Source organism: Streptomyces sp. NPDC051211 (assembly GCF_040689505.1).
Taxonomy (GTDB): Bacteria; Actinomycetota; Actinomycetes; order Streptomycetales; family Streptomycetaceae; genus Streptomyces.
In genome coordinates, this window is sequence record NZ_JBFBAV010000006.1 from 212,193 (window position 1) to 232,058 (window position 19,866).

Annotated in this window: 16 protein-coding genes, 1 tRNA gene and 4 pseudogenes; 11 read left to right on the plus strand and 10 right to left on the minus strand. The window is 67.3% G+C overall.

From position 1 onward, the window contains the following. Positions 1–181 precede the first annotated feature (181 nt). The 3 genes and pseudogenes from AB0447_RS09415 to AB0447_RS09425 form a co-directional block, all read left to right on the plus strand. Positions 182–367: pseudogene (locus AB0447_RS09415) on the plus strand (MbtH family NRPS accessory protein); the annotation flags it as partial. A gap of 290 nt (positions 368–657) precedes the next feature. Next, the gene (locus AB0447_RS09420; RefSeq protein ID WP_366475965.1) at positions 658–2,721 is read left to right on the plus strand and encodes a phosphocholine-specific phospholipase C; all 2,064 of its coding nucleotides are present in this window, start codon (positions 658–660) and stop codon (positions 2,719–2,721) included. A gap of 124 nt (positions 2,722–2,845) precedes the next feature. Continuing rightward, positions 2,846–3,601, plus strand: a complete 756-nt coding sequence (locus AB0447_RS09425; protein ID WP_366475966.1) for an alpha/beta hydrolase — start codon at positions 2,846–2,848, stop codon at positions 3,599–3,601. Between the two features lie 79 nt (positions 3,602–3,680). On the opposite strand, the gene AB0447_RS09430 is transcribed toward AB0447_RS09425, so the two are convergent. Together AB0447_RS09430 and AB0447_RS09435 are read right to left on the minus strand one after the other, a co-directional pair. Further along, positions 3,681–4,493, minus strand: coding sequence for a helix-turn-helix transcriptional regulator (locus AB0447_RS09430; protein ID WP_366475967.1), 813 nt, complete (start codon positions 4,491–4,493; stop codon positions 3,681–3,683). Between the two features lie 97 nt (positions 4,494–4,590). Then, entirely contained in the window at positions 4,591–4,797 is a 207-nt protein-coding gene (locus AB0447_RS09435; RefSeq protein WP_366475968.1) for a hypothetical protein, read from the minus strand. 273 nt (positions 4,798–5,070) lie between these two features. On the opposite strand from AB0447_RS09435, the gene AB0447_RS09440 reads away from it, so the two are divergent. Continuing rightward, positions 5,071–7,791, plus strand: a complete 2,721-nt coding sequence (locus AB0447_RS09440; RefSeq protein WP_366475969.1) for a polymorphic toxin-type HINT domain-containing protein — start codon at positions 5,071–5,073, stop codon at positions 7,789–7,791. A gap of 900 nt (positions 7,792–8,691) precedes the next feature. Here the strand turns inward: AB0447_RS09440 and AB0447_RS09445 are convergent. The 3 genes and pseudogenes from AB0447_RS09445 to AB0447_RS09455 all read right to left on the minus strand — a co-directional run. Continuing rightward, positions 8,692–9,003: pseudogene (locus tag AB0447_RS09445) on the minus strand (tyrosine-type recombinase/integrase); the annotation flags it as partial. A 209-nt stretch (positions 9,004–9,212) separates the two neighbouring features. Beyond that, positions 9,213–9,551: a hypothetical protein gene (locus AB0447_RS09450; protein WP_366475970.1), complete on the minus strand. Its 339-nt coding sequence runs from the start codon at positions 9,549–9,551 to the stop codon at positions 9,213–9,215. A 245-nt stretch (positions 9,552–9,796) separates the two neighbouring features. After that, complete coding sequence (locus AB0447_RS09455) at positions 9,797–10,981, minus strand: helix-turn-helix transcriptional regulator (protein ID WP_366475971.1); 1,185 nt, start codon at positions 10,979–10,981, stop codon at positions 9,797–9,799. Positions 10,982–12,422: 1,441 nt separating this feature from the next. Between AB0447_RS09455 and AB0447_RS09460 the strand changes: the two genes are divergently transcribed. The 7 genes and pseudogenes from AB0447_RS09460 to AB0447_RS09490 all read left to right on the plus strand — a co-directional run bounded on the left by AB0447_RS09460 (position 12,423) and on the right by AB0447_RS09490 (position 17,684). Next, positions 12,423–12,668 carry a hypothetical protein gene (locus AB0447_RS09460; RefSeq protein ID WP_366475972.1) on the plus strand — a complete coding sequence of 82 codons (246 nt, stop codon included), beginning with the start codon at positions 12,423–12,425 and terminating at the stop codon, positions 12,666–12,668. A 670-nt stretch (positions 12,669–13,338) separates the two neighbouring features. Further along, complete coding sequence (locus AB0447_RS09465; RefSeq protein WP_366475973.1) at positions 13,339–14,505, plus strand: helix-turn-helix domain-containing protein; 1,167 nt, start codon at positions 13,339–13,341, stop codon at positions 14,503–14,505. Between the two features lie 7 nt (positions 14,506–14,512). Next, a complete protein-coding gene (locus AB0447_RS09470) occupies positions 14,513–14,881 on the plus strand; it encodes a hypothetical protein (protein ID WP_366475974.1) in 369 nt (122 codons plus the stop codon). 273 nt (positions 14,882–15,154) lie between these two features. Next, positions 15,155–15,364, plus strand: a complete 210-nt coding sequence (locus AB0447_RS09475; RefSeq protein WP_366475975.1) for a hypothetical protein — start codon at positions 15,155–15,157, stop codon at positions 15,362–15,364. 559 nt (positions 15,365–15,923) lie between these two features. After that, a pseudogene (locus tag AB0447_RS09480) lies at positions 15,924–16,079 on the plus strand (transcriptional regulator); the annotation flags it as partial. A gap of 155 nt (positions 16,080–16,234) precedes the next feature. Next, a complete protein-coding gene (locus AB0447_RS09485; RefSeq protein WP_366475976.1) occupies positions 16,235–16,570 on the plus strand; it encodes a hypothetical protein in 336 nt (111 codons plus the stop codon). Between the two features lie 547 nt (positions 16,571–17,117). Continuing rightward, complete coding sequence (locus AB0447_RS09490; RefSeq protein ID WP_366475977.1) at positions 17,118–17,684, plus strand: hypothetical protein; 567 nt, start codon at positions 17,118–17,120, stop codon at positions 17,682–17,684. Between the two features lie 107 nt (positions 17,685–17,791). Here AB0447_RS09490 and AB0447_RS09495 read toward each other — a convergent pair whose 3' ends face one another. The 5 genes and pseudogenes from AB0447_RS09495 to AB0447_RS09515 all read right to left on the minus strand — a co-directional run bounded on the left by AB0447_RS09495 (position 17,792) and on the right by AB0447_RS09515 (position 19,825). Continuing rightward, on the minus strand, positions 17,792–17,926 hold the full coding sequence (locus AB0447_RS09495; RefSeq protein WP_366475978.1) for a YqhA family protein: 135 nt from the start codon (positions 17,924–17,926) through the stop codon (positions 17,792–17,794). Between the two features lie 90 nt (positions 17,927–18,016). Beyond that, the gene (locus tag AB0447_RS09500) at positions 18,017–19,135 is read right to left on the minus strand and encodes an alpha/beta hydrolase-fold protein (protein ID WP_366475979.1); all 1,119 of its coding nucleotides are present in this window, start codon (positions 19,133–19,135) and stop codon (positions 18,017–18,019) included. A 74-nt stretch (positions 19,136–19,209) separates the two neighbouring features. Continuing rightward, positions 19,210–19,359, minus strand: a pseudogene (locus AB0447_RS09505) (DNA-binding response regulator); the annotation flags it as partial. After that, positions 19,356–19,601 (minus strand): hypothetical protein, encoded by a 246-nt coding sequence (locus AB0447_RS09510; protein WP_366475980.1) that lies wholly within the window; start codon positions 19,599–19,601, stop codon positions 19,356–19,358. The gene AB0447_RS09510 and the pseudogene AB0447_RS09505, both read right to left, overlap by 4 nt. Before the next feature lie 151 nt (positions 19,602–19,752). Next, a tRNA-His gene (locus AB0447_RS09515) sits at positions 19,753–19,825 on the minus strand. Between the last annotated feature and the right edge of the window lie 41 nt (positions 19,826–19,866).

Sequence of the window (19,866 nt, forward strand, 5' to 3'; positions counted from 1 at the left end):
CGTTTGTCCCTATGGCCGGCCGGGGCGACGGGGCACGCTGGGGCCCGTCGACCGAGCGAGCGAGTGCGGGAGGACCAACGCAATGACTGCCAGCAGTGACAGCAGCGGGACCGGAACCGGGGCCGGGACCGGAACGGGAACCGGGGCCGGAACGGGAACCGGGGCCGCGACCGAGGCCGGTTACCAGGTCGTGCACAACGACGAGGAGCAGTTCTCCGTCTGGCGCGCGGACCGGGACCTGCCGGCCGGATGGCACGCCGAGGGCACGCGGGGCACCCGCCAGGAGTGCCTGGACCACATCGGCCGGGTGTGGACGGACATGCGGCCGCGCAGTCTGCGGCTGCGGATGGCCGGGGCGAGCGCCTGAGGCGGCGGACGGGACCGTCCGGAACGGCACGTACGGCGGCGGGGCCGGACCCATCGGAGGTCCGGCCCCGCCGCCGTGCCGGTGGCCGTGCGGTGGCCGTGCCGGTGGCCGTGCCGGCCGCCGTGTCGAGGGCTCCGGCGGCCTGGTGAAGCAGCAGGAGCCTGCGTACTCTGCCCCGCAGTTAGCCAGCTGTACGACCAGCCGTCACGGAGGGGACCCCGGCCCGTTCGCCGGGCGCGCTGTCCTTGGGGCGCCCCTCGCCACCCCCTCACCCGCAGAGGTCGTCACCCATGGCAGAAGTAAATCGCCGCCGGTTCCTGCAGATGGCAGGCGGTACCGCCGCCTTCGCGATGCTGTCCGAGAGCATCGCGCGGGCCGCCGCCATCCCCGCCCAGGGCTCCACCGGCACCATCCAGGACGTCGAGCACATCGTGGTCCTGATGCAGGAGAACCGGTCCTTCGACCACTACTTCGGCACGATGAAGGGCGTACGCGGCTTCGGTGACCCGCGCCCGGTCCTCCTGGACAACGGCAAGTCCGTCTTCCACCAGTCGAACGGCACCAAGGACATCCTGCCCTTCCACCCCGAGGTGGAAGACCTCGGCATGCAGTTCCTGGAAGGCCTCAACCACGACTGGGCCGGCGGCCAACAGGCCTACAACAACGGCAAGTACGACAAGTGGGTGCCCGCGAAGACCGCCAACACCATGGCGTACATGAATCGCGCGGACATGCCCTTCCACTTCGCCCTCGCCGACGCCTTCACCGTGTGCGACGCCTACCACTGCAGCTTCATCGGAGCCACCGACCCCAACCGCTACTACATGTGGACGGGATACACCGGCAACGACGGCACCGGCGGCGGCCCGGTCCTGGGCAACCAGGAGCTCGGCTACGGCTGGAAGACGTACCCGGAGCGCCTCGAGGCGGCCGGCATCAGCTGGAAGATCTACCAGGACATCGGCGACGGCCTGAACGCGGCCGGGCACTGGGGCTGGATCAACGACGCCTTCCGCGGCAACTACGGCGACAACTCCCTCCTCTACTTCAACTCCTTCCGCAACGCGCAGCCGGGCAGCCCCCTCTACGAGAAGGCCCGCACCGGCACCAACGCCAAGGCGGGCGACGGCCTCTTCGACCGGCTCCGCGCCGACGTCACGGCCGGCACCCTCCCCAAGGTCTCCTGGATCACCGCCCCCGAGGCGTTCAGCGAGCACTCCAACTGGCCGGTGAACTTCGGCGCCTGGTACATCTCCCAGGTCCTCGACGCCCTCACCTCCAACCCCTCCGTATGGGCCAAGACCGCCTTCTTCGTCACCTACGACGAGAACGACGGCTTCTTCGACCACGTCGTCCCGCCCTACCCGCCGGCCTCCGCCTCCTGGGGCCTGTCCACGGCAGACGTCACCGGGGACCTCTACAAGGGCGGGGTCTCCGGCTACGCGGCCGGCCCGTACGGCCTCGGCCCGCGCGTCCCGATGATCGTCGTCTCCCCGTGGAGCAAGGGAGGTTTCGTCTGCTCCGAAACCTTCGACCACACCTCGATCATCCGCTTCATGGAGAAGCGTTTCGGCGTGCAGGAGCCCCAGATCTCGCCGTGGCGCCGCGCCGTCTGCGGCGACCTCACCTCCGCCTTCGACTTCACGGTCGCGGACGCCGCGCCGGCGCCCCTCCCCTCCACCTCCGGCTACCTCCCCCCGGACCACAACCGGCACCCCGACTACGTCCCCACCCCGCCGGCCACCGGCACCCTCCCGCGCCAGGAAGCCGGCTCCAAGCCCTCCCGCGCCCTCGGCTACGCCCCGTACGTGGACGGCGTCCGCACCACCTCCACCGGCAGGTTCACCCTCACCTTCTCCTCCGGCCCGGCCCTCGGCGCCCACTTCCACATCACCTCGGGCAACCGCACCGACGGCCCCTGGCCCTACACGGTGGAAGCCGGCAAGACCCTGTCGGACACCTGGAGCACCAGCGGCTCCACCGGCAACCAGATCAACCTCACGGTGTGGGGGCCCAACGGCTTCCTGCGCGCCTTCAAGGGCCCGGCGAAGAAGACCGGCCCCGAGGTCACGGCCCGCCACGACGCCACCACCGGCAACCTGAAGCTCACCCTCACCAACGGCGGCACCACCGCCGTCAACCTCACCGTCACCAACGCCTACGGCGGCACCCCCGTGACCCTCCGGGTCGCAGCCGGCTCGACCACCACCCACACGGTCGACCTCCGCACCACCGGCCGCTGGTACGACGTCAAGGTCGTCTCCGACCTCGACAGCACCTTCCTCCGCCGCTTCGCAGGCCGCGTGGAAACGGGCGCCCCGGGCATCTCCGACCCGGCGATCAAGACGGTCTGACCGCCTCCCGCCCCGCACCGTGCGGCCGCCACTCCCGCAGTGGCGGCCGCACGGTGTGACGGTGGGTCCGCTGGGCAGAAAGCGTGGGTCGGTTCCTCCCACCTCCAACACCGAGGGAGAACACATGGCCATCGCCCACCGCAGGATCGGCAGCGGCCCCATCCGCGTCATCGTGCTCCACGACTGGTTCGGCACGTCCGCCAACTGGGGCTCCGCGCTGGACTACTTCGACCCCGAGGCCTTCACGTACGCCTTCCTGGACTACCGCGGCTACGGCGACCGCCGCGGGGTTCCCGGCCGCTACACCCTCCCCGAGATCGCCGACGACGTCCTCGCCCTCGCCGACGAGCTCGGCTGGGACACCTTCTCGCTCATCGGCCACTCGATGGGCGGCAAAGCCATCCAGCAGGTCCTGGTCCGCGCCCCGGAACGGGTGGAGAAACTGATCGGCCTCGCCCCCGTCCCGGCCGCCCCCTACGCGATGGACGACACCACCCACGCCCTCTTCTACGGGGCCGCCGAATCCCCGGAGAACCGCCGGGCCATCCTCGACCTGGTCACCGGCAACCGGGCGAGCCGCCACTGGGTCAACCGCATGGTCTCCCACTCCCTCGAGGTCTCCCTCCCCGAGGCGTTCGCCGGCTACCTGGCCAGCTGGCAGCCCCTGGACCTCTCCTCCGCGGTCAAGGGCAACCCGGTCCCGGTGCTGATCCTGGTCGGCGAGTACGACCTGGCCCTGACGGCCGAGGTCATGCAGTCCACCTGGGCGACCTGGTACCCCCACACCACCATCCACACCCTCCCGGGCACGGGCCACTACCCGCCCCACGAAACCCCGGTGGCCTTCGTCACGGCAGTGGAAGCCTTCCTCCGCACCTGAACCACCCCAACGCAGGCCGGGCCGCCTCCCCGACATTGGGGGAGACGGCCCGGGGCTGAGCTGGGCCGTGCTCGGGGCGTCAAGCGTCCGGTGAGAAGTACTGCTCCCTCAGAACGTCCCTGATGTCGTCGAGCGCCGACCAGGGAAACTTCCCGCCCAACAGTTCCCGCCCGAGCGTCGACCGTACGTTCAGGAACTCGAGGGAATCGACGGCCACCACGTCCAGGAACGCCATGGCGTTGCCGACGATGTGGTAGCTCACGTCCTCCTGGGCTTTGCCCTGCTCGAACACGAGCTCACTCAACTCGGTCAGGACCGCCAGCAGAAGCAGGCCCTCAGCCGCTCCGTCAGCATCGTGGATCACGTCCATGGCCTCCACGCACTCGTCCGCGTACTGCACGGCGCGGGCGGGGAGTTCGGCGTCCTCGACGGCCCAGGACTGGAAGATGTCCACCGTTCGGATCCTCAACCGGACGACGGGCGAGGACCGCAGTTTGTCGTGCAGGACGCGCAGGAGGCCCGTCGGGCGCTGCCCGAGGTACTCGTAGGTGAATCTGGTCTCCCGCGGCCGGGATTCGCAGGTCGCTCCCTCCGCTCCCTCCACCCCCTCCACGGCCACGGCCCGTGCGACCGCCGAGGCCCGAAGCTCGAGGAGGGGTTCCGCCGGAGTCCTGAGGGCCTTCGCAAGGGAGACGAGCGTCGGCTCGCTGGGGACGGTGTCCCCGTTGAGGGCCTGGCTCGCCGTGGTCCTCCCCAGACTGGCGCGGAGAGCCAGCCCGGCCATGCTGAGTCCTCGCTCCACCCGAAGCCGGCGAAGCTGCCGCTTCAACGCGGCCAGGGCCTCTTCCTCACCCCGCCCATGCGTCGGCAGGACAGACGCACTCTCGCTCATCAGGCATCCCGCTTCCGGTCCACTCGGCTGCTCGTTCCCCGTACCGCTCCTGAACCCTACGGTCCTCGCCGCCCAACTCGCCATGAGCAGAAGGCCGTCAGCCGCCGGTAAGGGAAGCGAGGGCGCCGGCGAGGGCGGCGGCCAGGCTGAGGGTGGCTGCGAAGGCCACCCCCGCCCGGGACAGCGCCGCAGGGTAGGTGGCGCGGTCCCGACGGGCCAGGTAGCCGGCGGCGGCGCCGACCAGCACGGCTGTCACGAGAACCAGGGCAACGGCAAGCAGGACCACGGCAGTGCGGACGGACACGGAAGTCTTCCCTTCGACAGGACAACTGGGTGACGCCACAGTCGGTCGCGTCGCGTTCAGCCCCGTTCACCCGAACCAACATGAACGCATCGGTCACTGTCCTCGGAGGCCTTCCGCCACACCCGACCCGCCGCAACGGACGACGGGCCGCCTCCCCGACACCGGGGGAGACGGCCCGCCTCAGCGACCTCGCCAGGTCTCAGTACAGGGCTGACCTTCGGCTACAACGTCGGCGGCAGCCTCACCGCCCTGGATGGAACCCAGGGCGCCCTGATGACGCCGTACGTTGCGGACCTGCGCTACGACCCGTACGGCCGGGTCATCCGCACCACCGTCGGCGACACCGGCAAGCAGGTCGTCTCCACCGTCGACTACGACGCGGGAACGGGTCGCCCGGTCCGCTCCACCTTGGACAAGCAGACGGCGGCCACGGCCAGCGCCAGCGTGGACGTCACCGACTACACGTTCAACAAGGCGGGTTCGCTCACCTCCATCCGCACGGTGGAGGACGGTGCGAAGACCGACCTGCAGTGCTTCCCCCACGACTACCTGGGCCGTCTCACCCAGTCCTGGACCGACAGCGGCACCACCAACACCGCACCCCAGCCGAGCGTCCGCGGCATCGGCGGCTGCACCAACGCCGGCGGCCCGTCCATCGACGGCACCGGTAAGCCCAGTGTCGGCGGCCCTGCCCCGTACTGGCTGAAGTACGAGTACGACAAGCTCGGCAACCGCACCAAGCTGGTCCGCAAGGACACCACTGGCACCACGTCCAAGGACGTGACGGTCACCCAGACCTTCGCGGACGGCCCCAACACCCCGTCCTCCGACCCGAAGACCGGCGGCGGCACCGGCGGCCCGCACGCCCTCCTCACCTCCACGGAGACCGGCCCTTCCGGCACCAAGGTCACCTCCTACACGTACGACGCCGCGGGCAACACGGCCTCCATCACCAGCACCCCGGGCACCAAGACCCTCACCTGGAACGGCCAGGGCAAGCTCGACAAGATCACCGGCACCGGCGAGAGCGCCGGCACCAGCTACCTCTACGACACCGGCGGCAACCAGCTCATCCGCCGCGACCCCGGCAAGACCGTCCTCAACCTCGGCAGCGACCAGATCACCCTGGACACCGCCACCAAGAAGGTCTCCAACGTCCGTACCTACGCGGCCCCCGGCGGCCTGTCCATCACCCGCACCACCACCGGCGGCGTCAGCGACCTCTCCTACCAGGGCTCGGACCACCACGGCACCGGCGGCGTCCAGTTCGACGCCACCACCCTCGCCCAGGCCCGCCGCCACTCCGACCCCTTCGGCAACGCCCGCGGCACCCAGCCCGCCCCCGGCACCTGGGTCGGCGACAAGGGCTTCGTCGGCGGCACCAAGGAAGAATCCACCGGCTTCACCCTCCTCGGCGCCCGCGAATACGACCCCACCACCGCCCGCTTCATCAGCCCCGACCCCATCATCGATCCAGGCGACCCCCAGCAATGGAACGCCTACGCCTACGCCAACAACAGCCCCTTCAACGCATCGGACCCGACAGGCCTGAAGACGGCCTGCGACCCCGGGGACCGCTCCGGCATCTGCGGCCCCGACAAGAACCGACCTGGCGCAGGCCACAGCGATGCGTCGCCGGAGGTCGAAGAATACGAAGAAGCTCAGCAGGCGGTCACGAAGGCCAAGAAGAGGCGCGACGAGCTCAAGCGCGAGGTCATCAACGTCGTCATGGACTTGATCGGCTACAACGACGCCCGCGACTGCTTCACCAAGGGCGACGTCATGGCCTGCATCAACACCGCCCTCAACGCGGTTCCCTGGGGCAAGCTCTTCAAAGCCGTCAAGATCGGCATCAAGGCCTACAAGATCTACAAGGAACTCAACAAAACCTACGACGCCATCCAGGCCGGCGAGCGTCGAGCTGCCAAGGCCTTGGCAGCCGTCAGCAGGGCCAAGAAAGCTGACGACGAAGCAGCAGCAGCCAGCGCGAAGGCTGCAAAATCAGCCGAAGAAAAAGCCGGAACCGAATCTGCAAGTGACGCGGCCGGCACGGAAGCCAAGGCTTCGAAAAGCGACGCTGACGCGGAGGCAGACGCAGGCAGCGCCGATTCCCGCGGCGGTGGCGCGGATGCCGAATCGGGAGCGACCTGCAAGCTCAACAGCTTCCCGACCGGCACCCGCGTCCTGATGGCCGACGGCTCGACCAAGGCGATCCAGGACGTCAAGGTCGGCGACACCATCCTGGCCACCGACCCTCAGACCGGCGAAACCCGCCCGAAGAAGGTCACCGCCACCATCACCACCCCGGACGACAAGGAATTCACCGACCTCACCCTGACCGACGATGCGGCTCCCCGCGGCCCGCCGTCCACGCTGACCTCCACCCGCCGCCACCCCCACTGGAACGAAACCCGCAAGCAGTGGGTCGACGCCGGCGACTTCGCCCCCGGCGACCAACTAATCCAGCCCGACGGCCGCACCCTCACCGTCAACGCCAAGCGCAACTACCCCCACACCGTCACCACGCACAACCTCACCGTCGACGACTTCCACACGTACTATGTGCTCGCAGGTGCCACCCCGATCCTGGTCCACAATTGCGGGCAGGCCGAAAGTGATCTTCGCGCATTTGCAGATCTCAGCCGTCTGGGTCCTGGTAGAAACGAGGGCGCGGCAAGCGTTCTACTGACCCCTTCGGGAGGTGCGTTTGACGTAAGTACGCGCAGGGTTGGAGAGGCAAGGCGGAGCCTCCCCCTTCCCCTTCGCAGGGTTCTAGATCAGACAGGCCATCACGGTGGTTGTGCCGAGATCGGATGTATCGCGCAGGCGATGGAAGCCGGGGACCTAGTGCGAGGGAGCAGTAGCTTGGCGCTCCTCCGTAAGCCATTCGATCACCCGCGATACAGGGACCTCCTTCCGGCTTGTGGATCGTGTCAACTCGTCATGGCCAGGCTCCGAATCGCTGACCTATACCCAGGAAATGGGGCGCCGTAGTGGGTAGAGTTCTCAAGCGGTTGGCCCGAGTGCGCTGGGCCGACCTGTCGGACGCAACTGGCTCGGCAAGTGGTATTCCCGCTTTACTTTCACGGGCAGCGTGGGCCGATGGGCCAGCTGCATGTGCGGCTGTAGACGAATTGTCGGATAGGGTCTGTGCGCTGGGTTTCGTGGTGTCTGAGGCCACGCCGGTCACGGTGCCATTCCTTATAGAACTGGCAGGTCACCCTGAGGCGCAGTGCCGAGTGGAGGTGATTGACTTGGTCACCTCGATTTACAAGACAACGCAGTGGGCAGATGCCTCGGCTGCGGCCGATCCGAGATATCGTTCAGCGTTCGAAGAAAAGGTCGCATGGGAGGCGACGGCGAAGGATGCGGTGCTAGCGCACAGGCAAGTCGTCGAGGTTCTTGCGCGGGACGCAGACCGTGGAGTGGCAGCTGCCGCCAGTCGTCTTCTTTCGCTTCTATCGAGCTGACGAGGGTGTCAAGGATTCAGCTCTGGAACATCTCATTTCCGAGGTAGCAGCGGCACGACTCAGCAAGGAAACGGGAAGCGCAAATCAAATGGCGCCAGTGCAGATATATGCCACCTGCGACTGGTTAGCGTTGTAGGTAGGTACTCGGCGGCCCCAGCGGATCGTTTCCGTTGGGGCCGCTGGTAGTGTTTGACAACAGTGGTTAGCGCACGACAAGTCGGCCCGCGTATGCCTCTTTACGTGCTCGCCGACTCCACCCCGGTCCTCCTCCACACTTACGGCGAAGTCCTCTCCGGGGAGTGTGCGGCATACGGGTCTTCCAAGCGCGCCTTCTAGCGCGAGATGCAGCAGCCCAAAGATGCCCCGCCGGATTCGGTTCCGGCGAGGCTTCTGGGGGCGTCTGACGGCAACGGTGACGGCAACGTCAGCGGACGACCGCTGCGGCGGAGGGGTCGTCAGGGGCGTCGTTGCTCGTGCGGAGGGCACTGCCCAGGGTGTTGGTGGCTTGGCGTTGGAGGTGGAGCCTTACGTGGGCGTAGACGCCGATGTGGGCATGGCCGATCAGTTCCTTGATGACGACGAGGTCGACTCCCTGTTCCAGGAGCAGGGTGGCGGTCGAGTGCCGTAGGTTGTGGAAGCGGATGCGGCGCAGCCCTGCCCCGTCGAGCAGGCCGCGGAAGCGGCGGGTGAGGTTGGCGGGGTCGAGTGGGCCGCCGGTTGGGGTGGTGAAGACGAGGTCCCTGTCCCTCCCTTCCACTGCCGGGTTCGCAGGGCTGGCCTACAAGCTGGAACGCGCCCTGGAGCAGGATCGACGAACTCCAAGAGCGCGTCGACCAACTGGAGCCCGGCCAGCCCTCAGATGCAGAGGCGGGCTGAAGAACTCAGTCAGGAAGGACAGGGAGTCCCCGCCGAGACAGCTGCAGAGACTCCCCGTGTTTGGCTCGGCTACGCCATGCCGTCGCCGTCGCCCTGACCGCCGATGGCGTCAACGTCCTCGCGGGCGAGTACGTGAACTCGGGCACCCCGGCTGACAGCGATGCGGTGCACGGTGGTCAATGCCTCGGCGAGCTGAACCGCCAGCAGATGCAGTTCTCCCGGTGTCCAGGAGCGCCCTTCAAGGACCTCCCGCCCCTCTTCGATGAGGTCGTCGGCCAGGCCGAGTTGCGTGGCCTCGATGTTGTCGGCGAGGCGTGACAGGAATCCGGTCCCATCCCCGGCGAGGTAGCACGGCTTGCCCTCCACACCCGTCCATGGCAGCAGCCGCAGGTCATCAGCCAGGCTCATACGGCCGCCCCCGTCCCGCCTGTGATGTTGCGGCGGAGGCCCCTGGTGAGCCAGGTCAAAGCCAATAGTGGCTCGAAGGCGTGGGCGATACAGTTCGGCATGTCGACGCTCCTACAAGGCGTTGGCCACGCCCCCGGACCGTCCACAACGGTCGCGGGGGTCTTCCGACCCTTGCATCGTGACGACAGTCGAAGGCCGGAACTATCAGACATCGCTGATAGCCCCGGCCATTGATTGACGTTATGTCACATTCCAAGCCACAAGCCGTAGCTGTTGAAGCTGTCCGGCATCCTGCGTCTCGCAGACTCCAGCCCGGCATACGTCTCGCGCGCCGTCGGGTGATACCGCGTCTGCTGAGGTGCGAGCTTGCGTGCTGCCAACAGGCTCTTGAACGCCGAGTCGGTCTGGCCGGTCCACATCTGCGCCCGAGCCACCTCAACCTGGTGATGCGCGACCCGGGACGGCGGCCACCCATCCGGGATTGCGGTGGCCTCGGCAGCCTGCACGGCTTCCGGGTACAGATCGAGTTCCGCCAGCACGCTCACTCGGTGCACGCTGACATTGGTCGGTCCGAACGACAGCCAGTGCACCTTCTCCGCCGGCCCGGTCCGCTCGGCAATGCGCTGCGCCTCACCGAGATGCGCCTCGGCCGCCTCCCGGTTCTTCTCCCGGCCCGCCAGCACAGCCGCACCCAAGTGCATCTGCCCGGTGACGACATCAAGGACGCGCCCCGCCTCGGCCTGCTCCAGCGCGGCCATTCCCAAAGTGACCAGCCGCTTGCCGGTGCGGTAGTCGCTCGCCCGCAGATAAGCCAGCGCCCGCAAATACTGGCGCATGCCACCCAGCACCGGGTCTGAGGCGCGCTGCGCGGCCCAGTCCATCCGATCCAGAGCCACCGCGCACAGATCGGGGAACCCGAGCTTCGTCGTCACGTCGTACGCCGTGCGGTATGTACTGGCGAGCAAGCGCCAGTGTCGGTCAGTCAGGGCCGTGTGCGCGATCGTCGTGGCCTCGTGGATCAGGCCAGGGAGGTCTGCGGCGACCTGCTTGATGTTCGTTGCCCGGACCAGAGCGCAGAGCGCCTCGGCGTGCGCCTCCAATTCCTCCACAGGGCGCGGATTCACGTCCGGGTCGGGGCCGAGATCGTAGATGTTCAGAGCCTCGCGGATCGGGTTGATCAGCCCGTCCAATTGATCCTGGCGCAGCTCCGTCAGGTAGGGCTGCCCGGTCAGCTCGGTCACCGGGACTGAGAGAGCGCGGGCCAACGCGCCGATCACGGAAGGGCTCGCGGGCAAGGCGCCCTGCTCCACCTTGGTCAGCGTGCTGTACGAGACATGAGAGAGATCGGCCAGCTCACGTTGCGTCAATCGGCGAACTTTGCGCGTGTGCGCGATGCGTGCGCCCGTGTGCTCGGCAGTGTGCGGGGGCATACTGGTCTCCGTTCTGCTTCGACACCAGAACGGTACCCCTGGCCAGTTACGGGGGAACGGCGATTGGCCCCCACCACCGGGCGGGGGTCATCGCGCAGTCGACCACCACCTGACCTCGCACCGTCGAGCAGAGGCACCAGGCCACCACGCCAGCGTGCAACCCCAGCCAACGGCCACGGCGTACCGCCGAAGCAGGATGCGTCCAAACTTTCTATACGTCTTCAAGGCGACCCGCTGGCGCGGGTCGCGCGCGGCACGGCCGCCCACCCGGCCCGCTCTCGGCTCCGCCACCGCGGGCCGGCCAGCGACCAGGCCGCGCAAGAACAGCGCAGCGGATGACCGGAAGCGCAAAGAACTCGGACGCGCCCGCACGACGAGCGCCTGGCCGACGGCGAGGCATAGGCTGGGAGTTGGCCGGGGGCGAAGGCCCGGAGGTGGTGTCGGTCGGCTCCGTGGGCTTTACCCACCTGTTCGGGCCGGGACCCGCGTCGGGCAAGGCCAGGGGGCCACTCGTTCACATTGCGGTCAGGCCCAAAGCCTGCCCGAGTTGCCGGCCAGCGTACGGCCCCCTGGCCATGCCCGACCCCAACCCGAACAGGACACCGGCCAAAGCCCACTCCACCGCCCTCGCGCGCGTAGCCGTCTGACGGCAACGCCGACGGCAACAGGGGCGCACAGCATCGCACTTCCACGCACACCCACGGACTGGCCGAATTCCGCTGACCTGCGAAAACGCAGATGACAGCACCTCAGCATGCACACGTACTATGTGCTGGCAGGCGCCGCGCCAGTTCTCGTCCACAATTGCGGCGGGCGAACCAACTATATGGAAGCGGACGATCCATTCGCTGTTAATCATGCGAATGCGGAGCCGCTCGAAGGTTTTCATGATGTGGTAATTCACGGAACGCCGAACTCGGTGACTCCTGCACAATCTGGATCTCCGCATTACGACCACCGGTGGCTTGCGAACAGGCTGTCCCGTGACCCCACCTATCCAGGTGGAGACATTCGCCTGTGTGCCTGCTCTAGTGGTTCGCCTGACGGCTCCTTTGCTCAGGATTTGGCAAATAAAATGGGGGTTAATGTCCTAGCTCCACATCACACGCTCTGGGCGTTCCTTTCGGGTAATCTGTGGGTTGGGCCATCTCGACCCAAATAAGCAGGTCCTCTGACATGTGGACACTCTTCACGCCGGGCGGCGGAAGATAGTCTGGGCGCGCAAGAGCCGGGGCGGGGTTGCGGTGACAGATGTCGCGCACCCCGCCCCGGGGTGAAATGTTCACATCGATCGAAAGGGGATTTAATGATTATTAGGAACCTGGGATTCTTTAAGGAATTCCCTCATGGTGATACTCAAGGCCCTTCCTTGTTGGAGTGTGTAGCGAAAGGGGATCCCCGGATCCAGGACTCAATTGCTGAATACCTGGAGGGAGGGGCTATGTTGGCGGTGACCGCGCAGAGAGTGCTCGATGTGCTGAGTGAAGAAAAACAGGATGCGGGTCTGCTTGCCATTGTGACGGATGGCGTATGGATGTGGCCGGCCGACCTTGCATACTACGTACGTAGATACAACATCTCACTTCCAGAAGATTTTATTGCCCATGCTCGGTCTCTGGAGTGGGTGGCTCCTCATCTGACCTCGGCAGACCTCCTCTTGATCGAGGCAGAGATGTTTCCCGAGTGATGTCGGCGTCTATCTTTGCCAGGCGCCGTGAGCTTCTTCAGGTGCTGTCTCGATGAGTTATGAGACGTCTTGACGGCAACAGCTGACGGCAACGTCAGCGGACGGGTGCTGCGCAAGCGGCGCGTCGCCGCCATCCCTGGACGCGCTGTTGTGGTCGTCCAGACCGGAGGACGCGACCGGGTCGTCGATCTCACCGAACTGGCGGCGGACGCGGACTGTGAGAGGCGTATGGGCGTCTTGTGGCTGAGGGCTTTCTCAGTTGTTCACTTACTTGATCAAGGCGGCCCGCTGACGCGGCCCGCGCGCGCTCCGGCCCCTCGGGGCCGCCGCCCGCTCCTGTCTCCGCCCCGCTCGCCGGCTGCCCCGCTGGGCCGGGCGCGCAACAGCCGCCAGCGTGGATTGTTCTGGGGCTCTGCCCCAGGCCCCTGCCCTTTCTCCGAGGGGGAGAAGGCCGAGTGCGGGTGCGGCTTCGTCGTGGTGATGGACGTTCGGGGTCGCGGGAGGGGTCCCTTGTCGGTCGGGCCCCGGTTCTGCCGGCGCCCGGCCCTGGGTCCGGCCACCTGCTCTGCACCAAGTCGGTGGTAGGTCACCGCTTCGGGCCGGTATCTGCCGGATAGCCCTCAGCTGACTCGTCGGACCGGCGTACCGTGGCGCTGGAGGTGGTCAGCTGATGACTACGGAACTGGCGGACAACGTCCGTAAGTACCGGCGTCGGGCCGGGATGAGCCAAGAAGAACTGGCCCACGTCGCGGCCGTCTCGCCGGGCACGGTGCGCAAGGTAGAGCAGGGCGGCACGGTCCGCATGGAAACCCTTCACGCCCTGGCCCGCGCGCTGGGTGTGACCACGGGCGCGCTGATGGCGTCCGATGCCCCCGAACCCGTGGGCCGTGCAGAGGAGCCGAACCGGGTCAACCTGATCCAGCTTCGCGCCGTACTCACCCCGGCTGTCGGGCTCGTGGACCAGGACGCCGAAGTGGTGGGCGAGGAGCCGAACCTGCGCGCCTTCAGGCGGACGGTGGGAGACGCGCGGGTCCTGTACTTTTCCGACAGCTACAAGAGCGTCGCGTCCCAACTGCCGGACCTGCTGCGCGATGCCGCGAAGGCCGTTGCCTACTACGACACCGGAGACGAGCACCAGCAGGCCCTGCTCGCCCGCGCCGAGGCGCTGCGTCTGGCCGGGACCTACCTCACCCAGGTCCGGCAGTACGACATCGCCTACACCGCCCTGGCTGGTGCGATCACGGATGCCCGGCGTGCCGGGGACATGCTCGCGGCAGGCTCGGGCGTCGGTGGCATGTGCTGGCTGCTCGTGCGGCAGGGCCGGCTGGACGAGGCGGAGCTGATCGCCGCCCAGAGCATGGACGCGGTGGAACCGAAGATCACCGGGGCCGAGTCGGACCATTACGCGGTGTGGGGCGGTCTGGCGATGGAGGCCGCAGCCGCAGCCGCCCGCAACAACCGACCGGATTCGGCCAAGGAATACCGGAAGGCAGCCCGGGTGGCGGCAGCCGCCGTTGGTACGTCGCACCGCAACGTCTCCCGGCACTGGTCCGTCTTCGGGCCGGTCACGGCGGCGATGGCTTCCCGGGCAAGGGAAACCGGATCACTGCGACGTCATTCGAAGACCATGCCGAAGGTGACGTCTTCTCTCAGGCTATGGCAAGCACGAATCGTGGCGGTGTTGCCTCGCTGTACGTGGATAGAGCTGTTTGCTCGTTCTGTGCGAACAGCATGGCTGGATATGCTGACGCTCCGGGGCTCGATGCGCTCATGGTGTTTGATCGCGATGGTCTCGCCGGTGTCTACACTCGCACCCGCGGTAAGTATACGAAGCTGAGGTAAGTGTGGAAGTTCGTTTCGAAACCTACGACCCCAGCCCGGGGAGTAAGAGAATTGATCTCAGCGAGGTTGCGGTTGAGCTTGAATCCGTCCCGTCTGATGCCTCGGTGACATTCACTTGGAATGACGGTGAGGACGACGTTCTCATTGTGGGGTTCGGTGAGGGGTTCGCGGTGGCGACAATGCTCCGTGATGGAACCTTCTATGATCTCCAGGCAAACGAGGATGAAGGGTTTGAAGAGGTTGAGATTGGGGGGCAGTGGTCCGATCATCCGAAGAAGTTCCTGATGGATCGGTCACTGGGATTGGAAGTCTTGGCGCAAGCCGGTGACTCGGATGGCCTGTTCGAGCGGTACGCCTGGGTAATCCAGTAGCGACATCTTCGGTATCTCGCATGCTTGCGCGGCGAGGGAACAAAGGCGGATGCAACGTTTCGCCCGCAAAGATGAAGCCCTGTCAAGTCATGCTTGGCAGGGCTTCGTCTGTGTTGACGGCAGTAATTGACGGCAACGTCAGAGGACGCGGGCGGTGAGCGGAGGCGGTTCGTGGGTGCAATCTCGATCACCCTGGTGTCGCCATTGAGCGTCGCGGTGAGAGTATCGATGGCTTCTCGTTGGAGGTGGAGGAGCCGGACGTGGGTGTAGACAGTGGCCGAGCTGGACCCGCGATGGGTCACGATCCGGGAGGAACACCAGAGGGTCTTCAATGAGCGCGGGAAGACCAAGCGAGAGAAGAGCCTGCGCGGCCTGTTCCTGCCACTTCTCCACGGCGACGACGCCGGCTTGGCTGCATCACCGCGCGAGAAGCTGGAAGCGGCACTGGACGAATCCAAGAAGCGGCGGCAGCAGCGCCCCTGACTCTCAGCCTGGCCCCTTGGCCAGTTGGGCGGTAGTCGGAGCTGTTCAGAGTTTCTTTCCTTGATCAAGGCGGCCCCGCTGACGCGGCCCGCGCGCGCTCCGGCCCTGCGGGGCCGCCGCCCGCTCCTGTCTCCGCCCCGCTCGGCGACGACCCCGCCGGTCCGGGCGCGCAACAGCCAGCAGCAGGCACTGTTCTGGGGCTCTGCCCCAGGCCCCGGCCCTCTCTCCGAGGGGGGTGGAGGCCGAGTGCGGGTGTGGCTCCGTTGTGATGATGGGTGGTCGGGTCGCGGGAAGGTTCCCTCGTCGCCCGGCCACCGGAGGCGTACCAGGAACCCCCGGGGGCCGCCAAGGCCAAGCGCAAGCGTCCCGGGGTGAGCCTTGGCGGCCCCCGGAGAACCCTGGTACGGCGAAGCTGCCCGACCGACGAGGGACCCCTCCCGCTCACGCTCTGATCCTGGGCTGGGGCCCGGCCTCTCCCCGGCTCGGGTCGGCTGAGCGCCATAGTGCGGGCGGCACGGTGGTGAGTGACCGCTCCTGGGCGGGTATCTGCCAAATAGAGATGGACGAGCTGACCGGAGTCCGCCGTGCATCCCCGGAGTGGCTGAGGCATCAGCGGATGGCCGCCGAGACCATGCAGGAGATCCTGAAGAAGCGCAAGCGCACCCTCACCGCAGAGATGCGCGACATGGCCTCCTACCTGGCCGTCGTCGGATAGGTGCCACGCAACGCGATACTTCTGGCACCCTCCGTAGCCAACTGGCATGCCTCACCGATGGAGTGACGGACAGTAGGCCCCTACGGTCGCCGTATTTCATTCGGTTACCCAGGTGGGGGTGCACCGTGAGTACATCCAGGACCGACGCAGACCGTATGCGACGGAGGGAGCTGCACGACGCGGCAGCGGGCGTGACCGGTCCACGCTTACTGCCATGGACCACACAGGACGGGAACCCCTGCTACCTCAGCACCGACGGCGGGGGCTACCTCTCCTCCCTCGCCGACAGCATCGAAGAAGTGCAACTCGACATGGGCGAGGAACTCCTGGAGTACGCCCGCAAAGTCGTAGCCCCCGGAGCAAAGATGCTGTCGGCCGTGGAGTACCGGTGGCTCGCCTGCCGGCTGACTGAGGCCCTGACCGACGCGCTCCGGGTCGCCGAGGCACGTGGCGACCGCATCCCCGACCCTCCCGAGAACCCCGGCTCCTGACGGCAGTAGCGAAGGCAACAAGCACGGATTCAGGCGCACAACCACGGACTCCGGTGGACCGCCAAACCCCTCCTCACCTGCATAGAAGCAGCTAGAGGAGCGGCTGCCAGCACACGTACTATGTGCTCGCTGACGCCACGCCGGTACTCGTCCACAACTGCGGTCCGAGTGGTGAAGGAGATGTGTTCTCCCACTTCACTGATGCGGGAGGGGTACGTGGAATCACAGGTGTTGATCCGAGCGCCATGGCCGTCGGGGAGACCGCTGTCGTGAACAGGCTTTCATTCGGTCGAGGTTCGAATGGGTTCATGGCGGAGGGTGAGGGCGATGTATTCGTCACGACTCTCGGGCGTGACGCGACGGCTGGCCAGTTGGAGCGCATCGGGGTTTTTGGCGAGAGGCAGGATTTTGTGATCCAATTCACTCAGGAGACGGCTCTCTGGAGTGATGTGCGCGTGAAACAGAACCCAGGGAAACCCTTGATCAGCACCATTCCCGGGGGGTCGGCTGTTGCGGCAGGATATTCATTCACAGTGACGAGACGGCGATGACGGAACTGGTGCAGCGAGTCGCTGAAGGGCTGGCGCGTTTGGAGTCGGCGGATCTGGAGACGAGGGTCAGGGCCGTCGAGGAACTTGCCCGGTGCTCGGAAGCGATCGTCGATCGAGTCGCGCAGGTTGCCGCGAAGGATGAGGATGCGCGGTTTCTCGTCTTCGAGCGGATCGGACGGTTCGGTTCGCTTTCGGTGGCCGCCGTGGAACGCGTGTACCGGGAGGCCGAGGATGCTTCCCTTCGGCTGATGTCGGCCTCGGTCCTGCTGGAGATGGGAAACCGAGCCGGCGTCCCGGATCTGATGGCGGCTTTGGGCGATCAAGGGGATCGGCTGTGGACAGCGGCGCTGTCCCTGTCCGACGCGGGGATCGCGGAGGCGGCGGGGCCGATCGAAGAGGCTTTGCTGGCCTGCGATCTCGCGGATACGCGCATGTTGGACTGTCTCGCTACCTCGCTCCGGCGGCTCCGGAAACCGCTGCCCGAACGGGTGCAGGAGCGGCTGTCGTGCGTTGAGCCCGCCTGGTTCCGGGACTCGTTGCTCGGGCGGCTCGGGCCGTACTGACGGCCACATCGTGTGTTGCCAGTGCCAGGACGTCCCGGTGATTTCGATGAACGACTTCAGCGGGTGGACGGAGGAGATGCCGATGGCGGCGGTCGCCGGCTTCACCTTCAGGACGCTCGCGTTGACGTGGCTGAGCCATTCCGGCTCGTCCTGGCCACGAAGGTCTCGTAGCCGCCGACGATCACCATCAGGAGGAGGTTCGCCACCATCACCACATCGACCAGGCGCAGCACCATCAGCATGGTCCGGGTAGACCATCTGGGCCACGATCAGGCCCAAGTGCCGGGGGAGTTGCAGAGTGGGTGGGCGGGGGCCGTATATGGGACGGTCTTTCAGGGGGTTTGGAGGCGGGAGACCAGCCATTCCAGGGTTGGCTTCACCTCCCGGTTCCACGTCTCGTAGTTGTGGCCGCCGCTGGGGAGGGTGATCGAGGAGACCCGAGCGGGCCACTGCACCGCGTTGATGAAGTCGACGGTGTCGGGGTATTGGTGTTCGCCCGTGCGGCTGCTCGCGACCAGGAGCGATACCGGGGGCTGGGGGAGGTTTCGGAGGCGCCAGAGGAGGTCGTTCTCGCGGCGGTAGCGGGGGTTGCCGCCGAAGAGGTTGCCCGTCGTCGGGTCCTCGGCCGCCTCGTAGGAAGCCGAGAGACCGGCTGCCGCACGGTACGAGTCCGGTTTGCGCAGGGCCAGTTTCAGGGCGCAGTAGCCGCCCACCGAGTTTCCCATCACGCCCCAGGCCTGCGGGTTCCTGGTGAGGCCGTAATGGGAGGCGATCGCCGCCGGGAGGTCGGCGGCGAAGAAGGTCTCCGTCTGGGGGCCTTTCGGGACGTCCATGCATTCCGTGTCCCGGGGCGGGACCACCGTCGGGGTCAGCATGACCAGTACCGCCGGGCGCATCGTGCCGGCCCGGACCCCGTCGAGGGCGTGCTGCGGGTACTTGAACAGGTCGATCAGCACGCGGGTGGTGCTCGGGTAGCCGCTGAGGGCCACCACGACCGGGAAGTGCCGGCGGTCCGCGGCGGAAGCCCGCAGGTATTCCGGCGGGAGGTGGACGTAGGCCCGGGTGGAGATGCGGCTCCGCGCGCCCCGCACCGTCACCGCCTCGATCCGGCCGATCATCGCCGGGTCCGAGGAGTTCCGGTACCGCCAGGAGTGGGCGCCGTCCACGCGTACGCCGTCCCGGCCCGGCCTGCCGGAGCCGGTCGCGGAGGTCTCGTCCCGGGCCAGGGCCAGCAGGTCGCCCCAGGACGCGTAGAAGCCGTACGAGGAGTTCACCGCCAGGAGGAGCGGCAGGGCCATGGTCAGGGTGATGGCCAGCTGCAGTCCGATCCGGCCGAGGACGTTGCGGGCCCCGCGGCCGGCCAGCCGGGGCCAGGCCCACACCGTGAGGGCGAAGACCGCGCAGGCCACCGCCAGGGAGACGGCGAAGGACGGCCAGGCGTCGATGGCCACGGTCAGCCGACCGGGCCGCGCGCCGTGCGCGAGGTGACCGTGCCCGTGTCCTTCAGCGGGAAGCCGCTCGCGCCGCGCAGCCGGCGGGCCAGCTCCACGCAGGCGGCGCCGTCGGCGGCCTCGCCGACCACCTCGATGTCCGGCTGGGCGCCCAGGATCAGGGCGAAACCGGTGCGGACCATGTCCCGGTCGTCGGCGATCAGGACCCTGATGTTGCTGCTCATGACCTTGATCCTGCCAGGCCGAGCTGCGGGAAGACGCCCACCACCTGCCAGCCGCCGCCGGGCAGCGGACCGGCGGACAGTTCACCGTCCACCGCCTCGACCCGCTCGCGCAGCTCGATCAGGCCCGGTCCGCCGCGCCCGCCGGGCGGGGTGCGCCGGGCGGTCCTCGCGAGGAGGACGAGCAGGGCGGCGGATTCGAGGAGGCCCCAGCTGTCTCCGGTGCCGCGGCTGGGCAGAAGCATCGCCGCGAGGGCCGTCAGGGACAGGCGGGCGGCGGCGACGGCCGGGAGTCGGGTGCGGCGCGTCGTCTGCCTCGGCTCGGCCTGGCAGGCGGTCCGTGGAAAAGCCCGTGGGGGGTACGAGGAAAACCTCGTACCCCCCACGGGATCACAGGGTGAGTGACGGGACTCGAACCCGCGGCCACCTGGACCACAACCAGGTGCTCTACCAACTGAGCTACACCCACCACGAGGGCGGCAGGCCGCCCGTCGATGTGCACGCACAGCA

Coding starts and splice junctions, on each gene's coding strand:
- AB0447_RS09485 (WP_366475976.1), top strand. CDS start 16,235: ATGCGACGGAGGGAGCTGCACGACGCGGCAGCGGGCGTGACCGGTCCA.
- AB0447_RS09465 (WP_366475973.1), top strand. CDS start 13,339: ATGACTACGGAACTGGCGGACAACGTCCGTAAGTACCGGCGTCGGGCC.
- AB0447_RS09455 (WP_366475971.1), bottom strand. CDS start 10,981: ATGCCCCCGCACACTGCCGAGCACACGGGCGCACGCATCGCGCACACG.
- AB0447_RS09460 (WP_366475972.1), top strand. CDS start 12,423: ATGTTGGCGGTGACCGCGCAGAGAGTGCTCGATGTGCTGAGTGAAGAA.
- AB0447_RS09510 (WP_366475980.1), bottom strand. CDS start 19,601: ATGCTTCTGCCCAGCCGCGGCACCGGAGACAGCTGGGGCCTCCTCGAA.
- AB0447_RS09490 (WP_366475977.1), top strand. CDS start 17,118: ATGACGGAACTGGTGCAGCGAGTCGCTGAAGGGCTGGCGCGTTTGGAG.
- AB0447_RS09495 (WP_366475978.1), bottom strand. CDS start 17,926: ATGCTGATGGTGCTGCGCCTGGTCGATGTGGTGATGGTGGCGAACCTC.
- AB0447_RS09440 (WP_366475969.1), top strand. CDS start 5,071: ATGACGCCGTACGTTGCGGACCTGCGCTACGACCCGTACGGCCGGGTC.
- AB0447_RS09450 (WP_366475970.1), bottom strand. CDS start 9,551: ATGAGCCTGGCTGATGACCTGCGGCTGCTGCCATGGACGGGTGTGGAG.
- AB0447_RS09430 (WP_366475967.1), bottom strand. CDS start 4,493: ATGAGCGAGAGTGCGTCTGTCCTGCCGACGCATGGGCGGGGTGAGGAA.
- AB0447_RS09420 (WP_366475965.1), top strand. CDS start 658: ATGGCAGAAGTAAATCGCCGCCGGTTCCTGCAGATGGCAGGCGGTACC.
- AB0447_RS09425 (WP_366475966.1), top strand. CDS start 2,846: ATGGCCATCGCCCACCGCAGGATCGGCAGCGGCCCCATCCGCGTCATC.